20 protein-coding genes and 1 other annotated feature (1 of these 21 running past the window's edge) are annotated in these 16,204 nt (G+C 28.1%); all 20 genes read right to left on the minus strand.

Annotated features, from left to right (window positions below; translation table 11 throughout):
* Positions 1-103, minus strand: a binding site (T-box leader) (it extends 124 nt beyond the left edge of the window).
* Positions 104-164: 61 nt separating this feature from the next.
* The 20 genes from CURI_RS11465 to CURI_RS11550 all read right to left on the minus strand — a co-directional run bounded on the left by CURI_RS11465 (position 165) and on the right by CURI_RS11550 (position 16,141).
* Positions 165-1,268 carry a LolA family protein gene (locus tag CURI_RS11465; protein WP_014968429.1) on the minus strand — a complete coding sequence of 368 codons (1,104 nt, stop codon included), beginning with the start codon at positions 1,266-1,268 and terminating at the stop codon, positions 165-167.
* Positions 1,261-2,718 carry a HAMP domain-containing sensor histidine kinase gene (locus CURI_RS11470; protein ID WP_014968430.1) on the minus strand — a complete coding sequence of 486 codons (1,458 nt, stop codon included), beginning with the start codon at positions 2,716-2,718 and terminating at the stop codon, positions 1,261-1,263. Before CURI_RS11470 ends, CURI_RS11465 begins: the two co-directional genes overlap by 8 nt.
* Entirely contained in the window at positions 2,702-2,818 is a 117-nt protein-coding gene (locus CURI_RS16565) for a winged helix-turn-helix domain-containing protein (protein WP_420805158.1), read from the minus strand. The genes CURI_RS11470 and CURI_RS16565 overlap by 17 nt, the downstream gene beginning before the upstream one ends.
* Positions 2,819-2,850: 32 nt before the next feature.
* On the minus strand, positions 2,851-3,417 hold the full coding sequence (locus CURI_RS11475; RefSeq protein ID WP_014968431.1) for a response regulator transcription factor: 567 nt from the start codon (positions 3,415-3,417) through the stop codon (positions 2,851-2,853).
* 204 nt (positions 3,418-3,621) lie between these two features.
* Complete coding sequence (locus tag CURI_RS11480) at positions 3,622-5,226, minus strand: putative ABC exporter domain-containing protein (RefSeq protein ID WP_014968432.1); 1,605 nt, start codon at positions 5,224-5,226, stop codon at positions 3,622-3,624.
* Positions 5,223-5,924, minus strand: coding sequence for an ABC transporter ATP-binding protein (locus tag CURI_RS11485; RefSeq protein ID WP_014968433.1), 702 nt, complete (start codon positions 5,922-5,924; stop codon positions 5,223-5,225). The genes CURI_RS11480 and CURI_RS11485 overlap by 4 nt, the downstream gene beginning before the upstream one ends.
* A gap of 202 nt (positions 5,925-6,126) precedes the next feature.
* The gene (locus tag CURI_RS11490; protein WP_051003991.1) at positions 6,127-6,777 is read right to left on the minus strand and encodes a class I SAM-dependent methyltransferase; all 651 of its coding nucleotides are present in this window, start codon (positions 6,775-6,777) and stop codon (positions 6,127-6,129) included.
* A gap of 77 nt (positions 6,778-6,854) precedes the next feature.
* On the minus strand, positions 6,855-7,232 hold the full coding sequence (locus CURI_RS11495) for an ACT domain-containing protein (RefSeq protein WP_014968435.1): 378 nt from the start codon (positions 7,230-7,232) through the stop codon (positions 6,855-6,857).
* A 456-nt stretch (positions 7,233-7,688) separates the two neighbouring features.
* Positions 7,689-8,225, minus strand: coding sequence for a methyltransferase family protein (locus CURI_RS11500; protein ID WP_228370422.1), 537 nt, complete (start codon positions 8,223-8,225; stop codon positions 7,689-7,691).
* Positions 8,226-8,537: 312 nt separating this feature from the next.
* Entirely contained in the window at positions 8,538-8,870 is a 333-nt protein-coding gene (locus CURI_RS11505; protein WP_014968437.1) for a hypothetical protein, read from the minus strand.
* A gap of 65 nt (positions 8,871-8,935) precedes the next feature.
* On the minus strand, positions 8,936-9,475 hold the full coding sequence (locus CURI_RS11510) for a GNAT family N-acetyltransferase (protein ID WP_014968438.1): 540 nt from the start codon (positions 9,473-9,475) through the stop codon (positions 8,936-8,938).
* A gap of 50 nt (positions 9,476-9,525) precedes the next feature.
* Entirely contained in the window at positions 9,526-10,089 is a 564-nt protein-coding gene (locus CURI_RS11515; RefSeq protein ID WP_014968439.1) for a nitroreductase family protein, read from the minus strand.
* Between the two features lie 294 nt (positions 10,090-10,383).
* Positions 10,384-10,725, minus strand: a complete 342-nt coding sequence (locus CURI_RS11520; protein WP_041701805.1) for a zinc ribbon domain-containing protein YjdM — start codon at positions 10,723-10,725, stop codon at positions 10,384-10,386.
* A 174-nt stretch (positions 10,726-10,899) separates the two neighbouring features.
* Positions 10,900-11,445 (minus strand): GNAT family N-acetyltransferase, encoded by a 546-nt coding sequence (locus CURI_RS11525; protein ID WP_014968441.1) that lies wholly within the window; start codon positions 11,443-11,445, stop codon positions 10,900-10,902.
* A gap of 263 nt (positions 11,446-11,708) precedes the next feature.
* Positions 11,709-12,434 carry a DUF975 family protein gene (locus CURI_RS11530; protein WP_041701806.1) on the minus strand — a complete coding sequence of 242 codons (726 nt, stop codon included), beginning with the start codon at positions 12,432-12,434 and terminating at the stop codon, positions 11,709-11,711.
* 312 nt (positions 12,435-12,746) lie between these two features.
* Positions 12,747-13,442 (minus strand): Bax inhibitor-1/YccA family protein, encoded by a 696-nt coding sequence (locus CURI_RS11535; RefSeq protein WP_014968443.1) that lies wholly within the window; start codon positions 13,440-13,442, stop codon positions 12,747-12,749.
* A gap of 94 nt (positions 13,443-13,536) precedes the next feature.
* Positions 13,537-14,010: a 2-C-methyl-D-erythritol 2,4-cyclodiphosphate synthase gene (gene ispF / locus CURI_RS11540; protein ID WP_014968444.1), complete on the minus strand. Its 474-nt coding sequence runs from the start codon at positions 14,008-14,010 to the stop codon at positions 13,537-13,539.
* A gap of 14 nt (positions 14,011-14,024) precedes the next feature.
* The gene (locus CURI_RS16570; protein ID WP_420805159.1) at positions 14,025-14,255 is read right to left on the minus strand and encodes a CrcB family protein; all 231 of its coding nucleotides are present in this window, start codon (positions 14,253-14,255) and stop codon (positions 14,025-14,027) included.
* A gap of 166 nt (positions 14,256-14,421) precedes the next feature.
* Positions 14,422-15,537, minus strand: coding sequence for an RNA-guided endonuclease InsQ/TnpB family protein (locus CURI_RS11545; RefSeq protein WP_014968445.1), 1,116 nt, complete (start codon positions 15,535-15,537; stop codon positions 14,422-14,424).
* Entirely contained in the window at positions 15,515-16,141 is a 627-nt protein-coding gene (locus tag CURI_RS11550; protein WP_014967851.1) for an IS607 family transposase, read from the minus strand. Before CURI_RS11550 ends, CURI_RS11545 begins: the two co-directional genes overlap by 23 nt.
* Positions 16,142-16,204 lie beyond the last annotated feature (63 nt).

Genomic DNA, 16,204 nt, shown 5'->3' on the forward strand with positions numbered 1-16,204 from the left:
TCTAGGACTGGTTCAGTGCTTTAGAGGATCAGAAATCTCTCAGCCTATGATTTCCTCTCTTATAGATCATAAATTACTTACTATTTCCCTTCAGTGCATTTTAGTCTTAAATTTTAACTTCATATTACTAGAAAAAGTACTGTTTGTCAAATTTATTTTATTTTTTACTCATAGTATGATAAGCTATCAACTATTTTTATACACTCTTCTATACTAATATTATTAACGTGTAATATCATATTATATCTTAATCCTTTTTCATCAAACGTTATTATTTTTATAGTATCATCTATATATGAACCTTTACCGCCTCTTATGACGATTTCCTTTGAACCTGGAAGCCCTACTTCATAAGATGTTTCCTTTGGTTTTAATACACTTAGAGAAAATACTGGTTTTCCATCTTTAATATATTCTTGACTTATTTCATCTGGAAATTCTTTATTGTCAAGTGTTACTATATTTGTATCTTTCAAAACATAATTTTTTGAATCTTTAAGATATAAAAACGACTTATTAAATATATCCTTTACTTCATCTAAACTAGCACTTTTAATTTTAGATTGTTCATCTATATTTACTATTTCAGCATCTTCTGGAACTTCAAAGTTAAATACACTTTCATCTATTTTAGATTTATAATCTATTTTCTTATATTCAATTTCTATTTTCATATCTCCAGTTTTAGATATTGACTTTACAGTAAACCACTTGTCCTTTTCTATCCAAAAATCCTGTTCACCAACGATACTATCTTGCTTCTTAGGAACTGCTTTTAAGTGATATGTGTCTATTCCATTAATTTTTTCCTCTCCTGAGTTTTCTATTTCATGAGTTTTATCTATAAATTCAAAAGCTTTTTTCATCTGATCTTTAGGACTTAACTCTATTAGACTACTTGCTTCATCCCCCAAATTAGCCTTTATAACTTTATTCTCTTTAGCAATATAACTAGTCAAGTTTCGTCCATCATTTACTGCAACTACACTATCTTTTTCATCTTTACCCTTAGTCTCTACCCTTTTCATCGTTTTTCCATTTATCTTCATTACCCACTCTTTCATGTATGTCTTTTCTATAATTTCTTCTTTATCATACATTATTATTTCACTTTCAGCATAATAGTTACTAAAGTTATTATCTGCCTCTACCGCATTTGCAACTATCTCCTCTGGAAGTAAACTTACTACATCTGTATCGCAACCTGTTAAAAACATACTCGAAACTAATATAGCACCCAAATATATTCTTATCTTTCTTTTAATCATCATATTTTCCCCCATTATCTTTTTTAATAAGCATAACAATCATTGTTTCTTGTTTTTCAGAAATTATCATTACTTCTCCGCCGTGTTTTTCAATTATGAGTTTCACTATACTAAGTCCTAATCCAGTACCACTATTCTTAGTGTTTCTTCTAGAGTTGTCAGCCTTATAAAAAGGTTTAAATACATTCTCTATCTCTTGATTATCTATGCCCTTTCCTTCATTTTTTACTATTATAACTACCTTGTCTTTTCTTATATCTTCTAACCTTTCTCTAGTTTTGCTGTTAATCCAATTTGATAAGCCAAATTCCTCAGAGTATATTCCTAGATATAATTTCTTTCCTTTTTCTGTGTATCTGACTCCATTACTAATTACATTATCCATAACTCTTATCATTTGATTAACATCCACACTATAGTTCCCCTTTACACCTACTTCTTTTATATATATTACTTCCTCAGTTTTACATATTTCCTCATATCCAGATGACAGCATATCAAAAAATTCTTCTCCCTCTACCGATACAAGATTCATTTCATATTCTGTCGTAAGTACTGAATACATAAGAAGATTTTCTACCATATTACTCATATAATCACATTTATTTAGTATTATACTTGTATAACTCTCTTTTTCGTACTCTTTTATATCGTTCCTTTTTAAAAGCTCTGTATATGCTCTTATAGATGTTAATGGTGTTTTTAAGTCATGTGATACTGCTGATATCATATATTCTTTAGATTTTTGTTCTTCTCTAAGTTCTTTATTTTTTTGCCCTATTTGTTTCTTCATATTGTCAAAATGTAATATTAATTCTCCGATTTCATCATTTGAACAATAGTGTATTTCTTCATTTTCTCCAATAGCAAACTTTTTCATAGATTTTACTAAAAGTCCTATAGGTAAATTAATTTTTCTATTTATAACTCTAAGGATCATTACAAATGTCATTATGAATATACTCACTACCGATATTATGATCACTGCAGTTCTACTATTTAACCCCTTTAACCACTCTGTTCTAAGTATCGTAATCTCGTAAAATCCAACTATTTCTTCTTTTTCAAATACAGGTTTTTTTAGTGTTATAAACTTGTTACTTTGTTTAATATCGTATAGATTTTTGTACAAGTTTTCTTTAGAAACTGAAAAGTAAAAGTAATTTTCTACACTTGAATATATTATTGTTCCATACTTATCATATACGTCTACTTTTATATTGTCTTGCTTTGGTATTTGACTTAATAATTCTTTTTTGGGATTCTTATATAGCTCTACATTGTTTAGAGTATCACCATATTTTTCAAATATTTTCATATTATTAATATAGTCTTTAAACTCTACCTCTTTGTTAAAATCTTTAACTAGTATGAAGAGAATCCATAGTCCTAGTATTGGAGCTAACATAGCTACTATATGTGAGACTATAAGCTTATTCTTTATTTTCATATAGTATTTCTCCTATAAATTTATAACCACTTCCCCACACCGTTTCTATAAATTTAGGATTTTTCATGTCATCCTTTAGCTTTTCTCTTATAGCCTTAATGTGAACAGTTACTGTATTATTGCCATTTACATCTACTTCCCCCTATATGTTTTCATACAGTTCCTTTTTGGAAAATACCCGATCCTTGTTTTTATTAATAGTGCAAGTAGTGAATATTCTTTTATTGTAAAGTGAAGTTTTTTATCATTGAGTTCAATTTCTTCTAAATCTTTATATAATTTAAGACCATCTTTATACTGTATTATTTTTTCTTCTTTATTTTCACCTAAATATCTCTTATATCTTCTTATATGTGAATCTATTCTTGCCTCTAATTCTACGAGGCTAAATGGTTTAGTTATATAATCATCTGCACCTATATTTAGACCTTTCACTTTATCTTTCTCTTGACTCTTAGCACTCATAATCAAGATTGGAATATCACTTTTCATTCGAATGTTTTTGCATAATGTGAATCCATCCATTTCTGGCATCATTATATCTACTATCACTAGATCATATTTATTTTTCTGAAATTCTTCCAGTCCTTCCTTACCCGTTGAAGTCCATGTGATAGCATATCTCTTTTTCGCTAAAAATTCTTTAATTGCAAATGCTATCTCAATATCATCTTCAACTACTAATATCTTTTCTTTCATAGAGAGTTACCTCCTATATTTTTATTCTATATGTTACAGGCAAAGTTTCGCAAAACTTAATAATTTCTTTATAAGTTAAAATTAGTTAAGATAAAATTTCTTTCTTTAACAAATTTTAAGTCCACACAGTGAGTGAAGTTAGCATAAATATAACAAAACAGTGTAGATATTATTAACTTTCAATAATATCTACACTGTTCATTTTTAATTATCACTAAACTCCATATCTCGAAATAGTCCTAAGCTTCCTAATGAAAACGTAATAGATGTAATTAAATTATAAGCTATAAGAGCTATATAAAAAATATACGTATATTTAATAGTTGCTAGCCCTAGCATAAATATGGGAGCTACTATTAAGATTTGAAAAACTGTCAGTATTAGTCCTCTAGTTATAGACCCTGTAAGTCCTAATGATCCAGTTATTCTGTAGGTAAGTAAACCACTGTATGAAAGCATACATCCTAGAGTTAAATATACTAATATACAGAATATTATTTCAAATACTGGTGTTTTGGTTAGTATTCCAAAAGGGATAAATATAATTAAACTATCTATAAATGTTTTTATAAGCGATGAAGATACTCCATAAAAGAGCTTTCTTATTGAAGTATCTGGAATAAGAAAAATAAAATAATACTCTACTTCACTATAAATCTTGCCACCAAATCCCGAACTGAAAAGTAGCAATCCACAAGTAGCTAGTAATATATCTCTTATATCTAATTCTTTTATAAAAATTCCAATAGCAATGGATAAGATTAGAAGTATTATTGAGTAAATATTTATAAAAAATATAAAACTTTTTTTAAAGTATTCATTCATGTGTTTAAAAAATAAAACTTTAGCGCCATATGAATTGTCAAGTTTTAACTGTACTTGCTTAAAAGGTTTTGTTAAGAAGTTCTGTTTTTGATTTCCTGGTTTTACTTTTCCACTTTTTATATCATTCATCAATTCATTATCTTCTACTGAAGAAAGCATATCTTCATAGAAATCTATATCCATTTTATAAATTATATATATCAGTACTCCGCTTAACAGTAAGATTAGCCCTAAGTATACTCCATAGTATAAATTAATTTCCTTTAAAGTTTGAAGTGCTATTTCCTTTATCCATCCAAGCACTGGTATATACTTAATGTACGGATTATAGGTTATATAGTTGGAAAAATTTATCATAGATTCAATAGCATTTCCTTTTATAACTATTGCTATTATCCAGATTACAGTAAAGAGAATAAGTGCTTTTATAGTATTTCGTATTATAGGTCCAACCTTCTTATACTTAGTACTTAGCGAAAATGCTAATAGCTTTATAACGTTACATAAGACTACTTGAAATATAATACAAGATAGAATGAACATTCCCTGTTTTAACCCCGATACGTTCATACTTCTTAAAAACTTAGGTATTTGAGCAAGTATATAAATAGATCCTAAAAGTTCAAAATGAATTTGTTTAATTATTCCATAAAGCATTACAGTTTGAGGTTTTATAGGAGATACAAATATCAGATTTACATCAGACATATCAAATCTTGACTTTGCCTTTTTAGTTCCACTATATAGAGAGAACATAGTCATAGCTATTACTACAAGTAAGAATATACTAATACAGACTTGTATATAGTAAGCTCCTAATTCACTTAAGTTTTCGGTTGCTCTTTTGCCTTTTGTACCTGAAAAAATAATAAGTACTGCCCAAAATGTTCCTAATATAGGTAGTATAGCTTTTTGAGGTTTTTCTTTCATTTGCTTAAAATAGTTTTTTATTATTGTTTTAAGCAAGTATATTAAAGCCTTCATTCTTCATCCTCCGTAACCTCAAAGAATATATCTTCTAATGATTTATGATTATCAGTGAATTCGTTTTTAGCTCTGCTTAGCACTACCTCTCCATTTTTAACAATAATAATTTTGTCCCAAATATCTTGAACTGAATCGAGAAGATGTGTACTTAATAATATTGATGTTCCTTGCTTCTTTAAATCTATAAGTATCTCTTTCATAGTCCTAATTGCCTTGGGATCTAATCCGATCATAGGTTCGTCTACTAATAGTACTTTTGGATTTGTTATTAATGCACAACATATACTTGCTTTCTGTTGCATACCTTTTGATAGTTCACTTCCATATTTCTTTCTTTTATCCCATAAATCAAATAATTTCAATATTTCTTCTGATTTATTTTCATATTCTTTAATTCCAAAGGCATGAGCCATTAGAGTAATATGCTCTTCAATTGTAAGTAATGGAAACAAAGCAGGTATTTCTGGAATATACCCTATGACACTCTTTCCTTCTATACTTTTGTTGTTATAGTCACAAACATTTATAGTACCATCATATTTTAATAATCCTGCTATAGACTTGATTATAGTCGATTTACCTGCTCCATTAGGCCCTACAAGAACAGTAATTTCACCTTCTTTTATATCAAACGTAATGTCCCTTACTACTTTATTCTTACCATAACTTTTATTTAGTTTTATAACTTCTAGCACATTTTTCCCTCCTTTACGATTATCAAATCCCTAACCTTTAATTTTATATAAAGTGAATTTAATATTCTACTTGTATTTATTATACATTATATAAATAATATTTTATAAGATTTAATATTTTCTTTATATGTGTTATTCCTTATCTATATTAAAAACAGCTTAATTTAGACAATGCTACAATTATCTAAATTAAGCTGTTTTATTACCTTTTTTGAATACAAATATATCTCAATCTATGGATATGCAATCCTTCATTTCCATGATTTTCAGTCTCTTCAATTAATGAGGTTTCTATAGTATTCATTTGCTCAAAGTGATTTAATAAATCTTCTTCAGTAAAATAATGCACTGGTCTTCCAGGCTTGCTTTCAAAGGTATCTTTTTCAATCTCTTTTCCTTTTACATAACTCTTTTCCTGATCTGAAAACACTGTAAAGAACATCAATCCATTTATCTTTATGTTCTCTATACACTTACTAATAAACTCTTTTCTTTCTTGTTCTTTAAATAAATGCAGTACATTAAAGCAATAAATTGCATCATAAATTTTATCCTCATAAGGCATATCCAAAACCGATCCTTTATAAAATTTTGTATCTGGATCATACTTTTCTGCTATTTCAACCGCTATTTTAGATATCTCTATCCCTGAAACTAGTAATCCTCTAGATGAAAAAAGTTTTGAGTTCCTACCATATCCTGCACCTGGTATCAAGATTTTTTTAACCTCGTATTTTTCAAATAAGTTTAATGCATATATAGCCGTATTACTTGGCTTTTCTCCCCATATTCTGTTTTCTTTAAGATATCTTTTATTCCAATATGGATTCATCGTATCCGTATATTTACTCATTATCATCCCCCTAATATTGATAAGCTTGTGAGATTCAAACATGTAGTTGATAAAATATATATTTGTCCATAAATTTCCTACTTAATGATCTCATAATTATTATTAGATAAAACCTCTACATCATTGTCCTTAATAAGAATATAATCTGTATCATATGTAGAAATGGCAAATATACTTATTTTTTTATTAGCTAATATAGTACTAATTGAAGAGAGAATTCCAATCAGTGAAAAATCCAGAGGTCCTTCAACTTTTAAAATTTTCCAATCTTTTTCACGCTTTATATAATCTGGGATACTATCTTCAGAGCATACAATAGATAGCTCGTCTAATGTTCTCGTTATTGAAACAAAATCACATCTTTTTATCCACTCGGGTATTACTTCTTTTCTATCTAGTCTACAAACACCAAACTTTCCTTCTATCAATCTCATAGTTAGTATTTTTTCTTCCATCTGTTATTCCAATCCTTTCTTTTCTATTATTAAATAATCCGATTCTCTACGTTGTTTTTCCCTAACTACATCTATAAGTGATATAACACATAATAGAGTTAATACCAATAGCCTTAGCCAATCCATAAGATTCTAAAATCCACCCCTACTTCCGATATCGGGGTTTAAGTTGTACTCATCTACAAATATTCCTAGATTATAAAATAATTTAAGTGATATTAATAGTGAAATAAACTTAATATAAATATTGTCATTAATATTTTTCTTGTTCTAATAATTAGTACTCCATCCTGTCTTTGTGTTTATTTGTATATCCTTTATATTAAGAAAACACCCAAAATAATGTATTTAAACTTTTTACACTATTTTGGGTATTAATATCTTATGATAATTTCTTAGCATATCACTATTTTATGAGTATAGCGCTTAGGTTTATATAGTAATTTTGTGTATCATTTATCTTAAAAAGAACAAGTATCTTGGAGTTCTGTTCTTGTAGTCTTTATATTCTTCATGAAACATGATTTGTAAATGTCTTTCCTCTTGAAGAATAAGCCTGTGGATTGATAATAAATTTATCACAAGTATAGAAAGTGTTAGTAAATTAGAATAAGTAAGAAACAAACCTAAAAACATCAAGTCAAATCCAACAAAAGCTGGATTTCTACTATATTTATATATTCCTTGTGTTATAAGCTTAGACTTTGTCTTTTTATCTATTCCAACTCTCCATGATGTTTTCATTGAGACCATTGCTAAAATAAAAATTAATAATCCTATTGAAGTAATAATAATTCCAATGTAACTTATAAAATAGCTTTTAAATATATCTTTGAATGCTACTTTTATTAAATTGTCAGATATTGACTCCACAAACCATGTAGCTCCCCAAATAAAAGTTGTTATCTTTACTAATATTTCTGTTCCGTCTATTTCTTTGCCTTTTTGACCTTTCCCCAGTAGATTTGCGTTTATATTATACTTCTTATACAAAATAACCAATTTTATAGAATATGACAGAATAAAAATAATGAAAAGTATAAATGATAAAAAGTTTATAGTTTCCAGAATATCCCCTCCAAGGTATGTAAATAGATGATCGTATATTAAAAATGTATATATCTCTTTTGGCAATATCTCTTATATTAATAGAATTTCATTTAATATCTGTTAATACTTTAAGTTTCTCTGTTGCTTCTGCTAAAACATATAAACTATTGTTTTCACGTTCAATATACATATATTTTAACTTAAATTAGTTTACTTGATTTTTATGTTTAAGACTTGAAGTATCAAATAGCTATACTATTTATTCTTATATTTATTATATATTCGTTTATAAACTATAATTAATATAGGTACCCCTACTATGCTTGAAATAGCTACAAGAATTCCACCTATATTTGTATTAAATATAACTGAAATTATATCCGCCAGTACAAATATAGCTCCATATGAGATCCACATAATACCATTAGACTTATTATATGATTTAATATCAGAAATCTCTTCTGATTTAACTTTTGTTCCTGACCAAAAATGCATTGGTGTTTTCTTATTTAATGCAAACACTCCAATTACTATAAAAATCATTGCACACATCCATACAATCATTACAAAAGGTATTACAGTGTCCATAGTAACTCTCCTTTCTAAGTAAAATATTAAGGTCAAGTTAAACTATTACTTCATTAACTCTTTTTCTAGTAATCATAGTCTTTTTTAGATAAATTGTAATATAGTATGTTTACCTCTTTATTATCTAGTAATTTTATTTTCTCATTACGATTAAATTTATATTTAAACCCACACTTTTGACATACTCTTTTTGATCTTTCATTAAAATCATAGTGACCACACCAAATTAAATCTAGATCAAGCTCTTTAAATCCATACTCAATCATACGCTCAACTGCCTCTGGAATGTATCCATTTCCCCAGTATTTTGGATTTAGAACGAATCCTAGTTCTCTTTGTTTTAAATCTTTTAAGCTATCATCCGGATTTCTTTTATGTATTCCTATGCCACCAATAACTTTATTTTCTGACTTTAACTCTATTGCGCAGGTATCGCCAGCTTGTATAAACATTTTTATTATTTCTTGGCTTTCATTTTCATCCTTATGAGGTTTCCATCCTGCATTAGGGCCCACCAAATCACTACTTGCATACTCAAACAAATCTTTACTATCTGATTCTTTCCATTCTCTTAGCTTTAACCTTTCTGTTTCTAATCTTTTCATATTCACCATTCCTCCAAATTTAACTTAAAACCATGAGTTTTAATTCATCACTATAACCATTCTGTTATTTCCTCTATCGACTTACGTGGACGTTGATGTGGATATTGATCTGGATATCCTATAGCTACTGCTGCTACAAGCTCATCTTCACGATCTAGCCAAGAACATATTTCATTATCACAGTAAAAAATATCGCAAATCCAAAGAGAAGCTAATTCAATATCTTGTGCAGCCAAAATCATTGTTTGCACAGCAGCACCTATTGATTGTGAATCTGTAAGTAGTCTATGGTGATTGTAATCTTCCTCAGATTTAGAAAATGGATTAAATACCAGAATGACTGCTGATGCTTGATTAATTGAACCAATGCTTGACTCAAGGCTTCCGACATTAACTTTTCTTTCCTTATGAAGCTTTAAAGCAAGATTCATAAGATTTACTAAATCGTCTTTTTTGCTGTTTTGCAAAACAACAAACTTCCAAGGTTGACGATTTTTGCCTGAAGGTGCCTTTGTTGCTAACTCTAATATCTTTTCTATTTCTGATCTTGGTACTGCTTTATTTTGAAATTTCCTTATACTTCTTCGTTCTCTTATCGCTCTTATAGTATCCATATCTATATCACTCTCCTTTAAATACTTTTCAATAATATTACACTATATTACCAATTTATTCAACATCTCTGTTATGTAAAAGGTATAGAGTTAAGTTTCAGAAATTATATTTGTTTTATAGCTGTAATACATAATTTATTTAATTTATTCTATATTAGTTTTAATAAATATTCTTTAATATAATTACACTATTCAATCTTTAACCTATATATAAATCAAGGTATATAGGAAATCTATAATTATTACTAGCTTTCCTATATACCTTATATTTGTAGTCTATCATATTTCTATATTTTATATTTTTTTAACAAATTCAGATTTTAACTTCATAGCTCCAAATCCATCAATTTTACAGTCTATGTCATGATCTCCATCAACTAGACGTATATTTTTTACTTTCGTACCCATTTTCACAACTAATGAGCTTCCTTTTACTTTAAGATCTTTAATTACTGTTACGGAATCACCATCTTTTAAAACATTTCCATTTGCATCCTTAATAACTTTATCATCTTCATTGTTTTCGTCTTCTAACCCTACAGTCCATTCATATGCACATTCTGGACATATAAGAAGACTTCCATCTTCATAAGTATATTCTGAGTTACACTTTGGACAATTCGGTAAATCAACCATCTTTATTATTTCCTCCATTCATTATAATAGTAATATATATGTATATATCTTATTGAACTCCATAAAAACATATAGGAGATTCCTTATAGGATTATATGCTATCATAGTTCTCTTGCATTGACAAATTCTCTGTCTTTTCTTATCAGTAGCTCATAATTTTGATATTTTTTAATTTTATTCTCTAAAAACTTTTCTACAATTTCTACTCCTATTATTTAAGTTAATGATATATCTTATGTTAGTTAGCTTCTTCCCCATAATTTCAACACTATATTTATCTCTATTACTTACAAACCCATTTTTCTCATAAAAAATTTGCGCTCCTATATTTTCTTCTAGTACCCATAAATATGAGTTCTCATATTCATCTTTTTCTATGTCACACAGTGCCACATTCAACAGCCTTTGTCCATATCTCTTTCCAAAATAATTAGGGTGTATGTATAAAGAAGCTATTTCTGCCCATTTAAGTAAACTCTCATCTCTTGAATCACCATAAGCAATACTTCCTACACAGATATTTTCCTCATAAATCAGTTTTACCTTTAATGTATTATTCTTTATCCATTCTTTAAAAATTGATATCCAAAAATCACTCTGTAATTCATCTAAATATTTTTGAGGAACTATATTCTTATATGCTACTTTCCAGCTCGAAGCATGTATTTTACTTATAGTTTCTACATCTTGTATTGTAGCACTCCTTATCTCTATTTTCATTATTCAAACACCCCTCTATTAATTAACCATAAAGACGTATATACTTAATCCGTCTATTATTATTTAGTTTCACATATGGTTCATGATTAAAGTCTATCTTACCTGAGAAAATCATCTATATATTATTTTTACTATTCATGAATATAGAAATAAACTCTAGCCGTTCAATGGCTAGAGTTTTAACTATAATCTTATTAATCATAACACTACATATATTAATTTTGCACTTCTTAATAGTGTTTACGTCATGTTGAAATATAAATTTAGTTATAGTCATGCGTGATATTCAGTTCTTCATACGATGTAAGTCCTCTTGATATTGCATTTTCTCTAAGTACTAAATATAACTCAGCATTTGTAGCATCTTCATATGGCTTAACAAATAACACGCCTATTAATAATGCTAATGCTCCTAACAAGTACCATCCTATAAATGATAATTTAAGTACAAATATGTTCCATTTTTCACCTCTGGTCATTTGATTGCTAAGTTCTATCGCTCTATTATATCCTATATTGGGGTTGTCTGCTAATATATACGGCACCATTCTATATGCATATGACTTTATTATTCCTGGTATTATTAATAGTAAAGTCCACAGTATAGTATATATACTTCTAAGTAGCATTGTTAATAGTACACTTGAGTATCTGTCTTTTTTGAAACAGTATCCAAGATATCCCATATCAACTTCACCTTCTGCTGATTTAATAAAAAACTTTCTTCCTCCTACCTCAATCATATAACCAACTAAAACTCTTAAGATAATTATAATAATCGAAATAATTGCTATAAATAATAATATATTCTCAATTAACTGTGCTGGATAATTATTATATTTTTCACTTTTCTCAATATATCTATATAATTTATCCGTCTCATAATTTCCACCTGCGATCATTATAACTATACTTACAATGAAAGCTTTCCAATAATTAAACTTTAGAACATTTTTAGCTTTCTGTTTAATATGTTCTCGTGTCCACATAAGTTTCACCTCCTTCCATATAAATCATGCTTACAACTATACATTCATATTATCGTATTCTATCTATTATGAAATGTTATCATAATTTAACTATCTATATCATGTGCTATGAAATGTTATTATAACATATATTCCCTTACTCTTTTACATTATTCATGAAATTTATCCATATTATTCCCCAAAGCATAATATATAAAAACTCCTATAGCAATATAATATTATTCGCTATAGGAGTCCTTAGTTATATTAATCTTATTAATTTATGTATCTTAAATGCTCTTTTCAAAATATTCAACTTAAACTATTAACAAATTACCTTTTACGTGATAAAAGTCTTAATATGATTAAGAATAGATTAATAAAATCTAAATACAGTGATAGTGCTCCGACTATTGCACTTTTTTGTTCCATACTCTCATCATTAAACCCTGACATGCTAATCATTTTTAGTTTTTGTGTATCATATGAGATAAGACCTATAAATATTAAAACTCCTGCATAAGATGTAATCCAATATATTAATTCACTATTCATAAATAGATTTGCTATTGAAGCAATTATCAGACCTATAAGTCCCATTATGCATATACTTCCCACTCTAGTTAAGTCATTTTTTGTAACATAACCGTATATACTCATAACAACAAATGTACCCGCAGTTATGAAAAATGCTGTTGCTATAGAACTATACGTGTATGCAAGGAAAATAGACGATAGTGTTAAGCCATTTACCACTGAATAAATAATAAATGCTGCTATAGCTGATGAAACTTTCATTGTATTTATTCTTCTTGATAGTAGCATGACAAGTCCTAACTCTATAAGTATTAGTCCATAAAATATTACATTGCTACTGAAAATAAATTCTAATATATTTATACTTGAAACTGTAATCCTAGCTGTGATTGCAGTTATAGTTAATGCAACTGCCATCCAAATATATACTTTAAGTATATATCGTTTTTGCAACTCTCCCTCATTCTTTATACCCATAGTTTGCATATCCATACTTTCACCTCCTCTATTTTTATTAGTTAGATATAAAAAAACATATATCTATTCCTATAGTATATATGTTAGATATTTTTATTCAATACTTGTTTTACTTTTTTATCAATAAACATACTACTTGAGAAGATATACCCTCTTCTCTTCCCTCAAATCCTAACTTTTCCGTAGTAGTTGCTTTAACATTTATATTTTCTAAGGATGTATTTAAAACTTTAGATATACTCTCTCTTATTTGTTGTATATATGGTGATAACTTTGGTCTTTGAGCTGCTATAACACAGTCTATATTGCCTATTATATATCCTTTTTCATTCATAGTATCATATACTTTTTCTAGTAAGTTCATACTACATATGTCTTTATATTTATCATCTGTATCCGGAAAGTGCTTGCCTATGTCTCCTAACGCTAGAGCTCCTATTATACCATCCATTATGGCATGTACTAGTACATCTGCATCTGAGTGACCAAGTAGTCCTTTTTCATGTTGAATTTCTATTCCTCCTAGTATAAGCTTTCTTCCTTCAACTAATTTATGTACGTCATAACCTATCCCTATTCTCATTCTAAATCGCTCCTTTAAATCATATTTTTACCTATTACTACACCTATAAGGCTTAAAAACAAATTTAGACCTATATTTACAATACTCAAAATATACTTACCATCACTAAACAAACTGATAGTCTCATAACTAAAGGTAGAAAAAGTAGTAAGGCCTCCCATTATGCCGGTTGTAAGAAATAACTTAAAGTTTGGTGAAATTAAATTAGTTGTTATACTCAACTCCATTATTAAACCGATTAGAATTCCGTTGCCAAAACCTTATAAAACTCTATAAAGCTTGTTTAATTCCCTGTTCATTATGTCCGATTTTGTAGTTCTAAGAACATACTACTTTCGTTTGATATAACACTCCAAGGGCTTAACTTCGGATACAACGACTCCTACACCTCAAGCTTAACTGTTCCGGTAGTTATGCTGAATATCTGCTTAAATTAATTGATGCATTTAAATCTCTGTCAATAGTTGACCCACATTCTTCACAGATATAGGTTCTTTCTGATAATGATAATTTAGCTTTTATATGTCCACACTTACTACATGTTTTTGACGATGGATACCATTTATCTGCTTCAACAAACTCAATTCCATAGAATTCACTTTTATATTGAAGTTGTCTTTTAAACTCATATAGTCCTTGTTTAGCTATAGCTTTTGATAAATGTTTATTTTTCATCATTCCTTTTATATTAAGTGTTTCCATTACTACTCTTGATGGCTTGGTTTTCACTATCTTTGTAGTTGATTGGTGTAAGTGGTTGTTTCTAATATTAGATAGTCTTCTATGAAGTAATCTAATTTGCTTTTCAAGTTTTATAATGTTGCTCGTTTTGACGAACTTCCTCTCTTCTTTATTTAATTCATATTTTCTTGATACTTTACGTTGCAACCTATGTAATCTTTTTTCTAATTTTTTCACTGACCCTACTTTATTAATATTTTTAAAAATCATTCCATTAGAACATACAGCAAGGTCTTTAATTCCAACATCTATGCCTATACTTTCATCAGTTAATTCTACTCTTGGATTTTGCTTCTTAACGCCTACCGATATATACCAATACTTCCCATCAAAACTTACTCTTGGATTAGTGTATTTCACATTCATTGGTATTTGTTCTGATGTTTTTATCCAACCTACTTTTTCTATAAGAATCTGTTTATGTTTAACTTTTAGCTTTACATTGTCATTATAAAATGATGGTTTGCTTTTTCTTTTGCTTTTAAATCTTGGTTTATCTGCTAACCCTTTAAAGAATCTTTTATAAGCATTACAAGCATCTTTTACAGCCTGTTTTGCTATATTATTGGACACTTCTTTAAGCCATTTATATTCTTCTGCTTGTTTCATTAAAATGATTTCTTTTCTTAAATTTCCATCATTTATAAATTTACCACCTTTTTTATAATTATCTTCTTCTCTTGCAAGTGCCCAGTTATATATATATCTTGCAGTTCCAACGGATTTCCAAAGTTGTTGTTCTTGTTCTGTATTAGGTATAATTCTAATCTTCTTCGCCAGTATCATCCTCTAACAACTCCTTAATCATTTTCTTTGCTTTATTTGCTTTTTTACCTTGAAGTCTACAACTAAAGACTGTAACAATTTGAATTAAATCTTCAACTAATTCCTGTTCTTCTGTCTTTTCAGTATTATCTATAATTTCAATAGTAGTTCCATACTTATTACATAAATTTTCTATTATTTCAAAGCCAAATCTTAACAGCCTATCTTTATATAGAATTACTACCTTTTCAACTTCTGAATTAGTTATCATATCTATTAGTTGATTTAATCCTTTTTTATTGTAGTTAATTCCACTTCCTATATCTTGTATTATTTCAAACTGATAACCTTTTGCTATCATATATGTTTTAACATTTTCAATTTGACGTTCCAAATCGTCTTTTTGTTTGTGAGAACTAACTCTACAATATCCTATTATTTTTTTAGTTTTTGTTTGAATACCTTTAATACCTAAAAAATGATTAAGTTGCTCTTGTGAATAATACCTATATCCAGTTGGTGCAACGTGATGTGGCTTTAATATATCTTTTTTATCCCACTCTCTTAATGTTTGAGGATTTTTACCTATACGTTTTGCAAATTCTCCTATTGAATAATATTTCATCTTTATCACCTCTTGAATTTATTATAATGCAATCATTATATAAACTCAATATAGATATATAAA

This window comes from Gottschalkia acidurici 9a (assembly GCF_000299355.1).
GTDB lineage: Bacteria > Bacillota > Clostridia > Tissierellales > Gottschalkiaceae > Gottschalkia > Gottschalkia acidurici.

Excerpts from the sequence above, each read along its gene's own strand:
- CURI_RS11465 (WP_014968429.1), bottom strand. The coding sequence starts at position 1,268 with ATGATTAAAAGAAAGATAAGAATATATTTGGGTGCTATATTAGTTTCG.
- CURI_RS11535 (WP_014968443.1), bottom strand. The coding sequence starts at position 13,442 with ATGGATATGCAAACTATGGGTATAAAGAATGAGGGAGAGTTGCAAAAA.
- CURI_RS11480 (WP_014968432.1), bottom strand. The coding sequence starts at position 5,226 with ATGAAGGCTTTAATATACTTGCTTAAAACAATAATAAAAAACTATTTT.
- ispF (WP_014968444.1), bottom strand. The coding sequence starts at position 14,010 with ATGAGAATAGGGATAGGTTATGACGTACATAAATTAGTTGAAGGAAGA.
- CURI_RS11510 (WP_014968438.1), bottom strand. The coding sequence starts at position 9,475 with ATGAAAAGATTAGAAACAGAAAGGTTAAAGCTAAGAGAATGGAAAGAA.
- CURI_RS11525 (WP_014968441.1), bottom strand. The coding sequence starts at position 11,445 with ATGAAAATAGAGATAAGGAGTGCTACAATACAAGATGTAGAAACTATA.
- CURI_RS11530 (WP_041701806.1), bottom strand. The coding sequence starts at position 12,434 with ATGTGGACACGAGAACATATTAAACAGAAAGCTAAAAATGTTCTAAAG.
- CURI_RS11520 (WP_041701805.1), bottom strand. The coding sequence starts at position 10,725 with ATGGTTGATTTACCGAATTGTCCAAAGTGTAACTCAGAATATACTTAT.
- CURI_RS11490 (WP_051003991.1), bottom strand. The coding sequence starts at position 6,777 with ATGAGTAAATATACGGATACGATGAATCCATATTGGAATAAAAGATAT.
- CURI_RS11470 (WP_014968430.1), bottom strand. The coding sequence starts at position 2,718 with ATGAAAATAAAGAATAAGCTTATAGTCTCACATATAGTAGCTATGTTA.
- CURI_RS11495 (WP_014968435.1), bottom strand. The coding sequence starts at position 7,232 with ATGGAAGAAAAAATACTAACTATGAGATTGATAGAAGGAAAGTTTGGT.
- CURI_RS11505 (WP_014968437.1), bottom strand. The coding sequence starts at position 8,870 with ATGGACACTGTAATACCTTTTGTAATGATTGTATGGATGTGTGCAATG.
- CURI_RS11515 (WP_014968439.1), bottom strand. The coding sequence starts at position 10,089 with ATGGATACTATAAGAGCGATAAGAGAACGAAGAAGTATAAGGAAATTT.
- CURI_RS11550 (WP_014967851.1), bottom strand. The coding sequence starts at position 16,141 with ATGAAATATTATTCAATAGGAGAATTTGCAAAACGTATAGGTAAAAAT.
- CURI_RS11545 (WP_014968445.1), bottom strand. The coding sequence starts at position 15,537 with ATGATACTGGCGAAGAAGATTAGAATTATACCTAATACAGAACAAGAA.
- CURI_RS11475 (WP_014968431.1), bottom strand. The coding sequence starts at position 3,417 with ATGAAAGAAAAGATATTAGTAGTTGAAGATGATATTGAGATAGCATTT.